The organism is Streptomyces bobili, from assembly GCF_002154575.1.
In the GTDB taxonomy this organism is placed as follows: domain Bacteria; phylum Actinomycetota; class Actinomycetes; order Streptomycetales; family Streptomycetaceae; genus Streptomyces; species Streptomyces bobili.
Genome location: NZ_MUBA01000874.1, coordinates 1 through 1152, shown reverse-complemented (window position 1 = coordinate 1152; position 1152 = coordinate 1). Strand labels below are relative to the sequence as shown.

The window sequence follows — 1152 nt, the reverse complement described above, 5'->3', positions numbered from 1 at the left end:
CCCCACTTCGCGCCCCCTTGCCCCACTCCGACATCCGTGAGATACCTCACGCGCGCGAGACGCCCCCAGGACGTGCGAAAGCCCCGTAGGCCGGAGCCTACGGGGCTTTCAACTGTGCGCGAGGGGGGAGTTGAACCCCCACGCCCTTTCGGGCACTGGAACCTGAATCCAGCGCGTCTGCCTATTCCGCCACCCGCGCATTGGGTGTGTCTTCGTGCTGTTGACCTTGTGGCCCGGCGCCTTCCGACACGCAGAACATTAGCACGCGGGCCAGGGTGCGTTCACATCCCTTGTTCCGGGGCAGAGGTCACCGCGAGAGGCCCACGGCAACCTCCGTACGTCTCGGCGACGACCGGTTCACGTATCAACCTCGTACCTATGGCAGCCGTCTCCCCAGGAGCAGGACCGCCCGCACAGTCAGGTGCGGGACACTGGTCCTCGGCCACCTCTACGATCCTGGGCAGAAGGCCGAGCAGAAGTACGAGTGGACGTGCGAGCACCAGCCCGCACGGAAGCGGCATCGGAGGCACGCAGCCGATGCGCTCAGCGCGAGCACGTATCGGAAGCACGTGGAGAAGCCCGTACAGAACCGGGTGGAGAGGACGCCGTCGACACCCTGTCGGCGGGGCCGACAGGGGGAACCAGCCGATTCACCGGCGCGTGGATACGATCAGTAAGCAGTACCAGGTAAGCAGCACGACACGGGACGCAAGTCACGACGGAGGAGGTGCCCCATGGGAGTCCTGAAGAAGTTCGAGCAGCGTCTCGAGGGTCTGGTCAACGGCACCTTCGCCAAGGTGTTCAAGTCCGAGGTGCAGCCCGTCGAGATCGCGGGAGCGCTCCAGCGCGAATGCGACAACAACGCGACCATCTGGAACCGCGACCGGACCGTCGTACCCAACGACTTCATCGTGGAGCTGAGCACGCCGGACTACGAGCGGCTCAGCCCCTACTCCGGCCAGCTCGGCGACGAACTGGCCGGCATGGTCCGCGACTACGCCAAGCAGCAGCGCTACACCTTCATGGGACCGATCAAGGTCAACCTGGAGAAGGCGGACGATCTCGACACCGGTCTGTACCGCGTGCGAAGCCGGACACTCGCCTCCTCCACCAGCGGCCCCCAGGCGCCCGAGCGCGCGCCCGCCGGCGGGC

Annotated in this window: 1 protein-coding gene and 1 tRNA gene; one reads left to right on the top strand and one right to left on the bottom strand. The window is 66.3% G+C overall.

All coding sequences use genetic code 11. The features are described from left to right. Window positions 1-115: 115 nt before the first annotated feature. Window positions 116-199, bottom strand: a tRNA-Leu gene (locus BZL64_RS38405). Between the two features lie 535 nt (window positions 200-734). Between BZL64_RS38405 and BZL64_RS38400 the strand changes: the two genes are divergently transcribed. After that, window positions 735-1152, top strand: a 418-nt coding sequence (locus BZL64_RS38400; RefSeq protein ID WP_143663471.1) for a DUF3662 domain-containing protein, incomplete at its 3' end; no start/stop codon positions are given.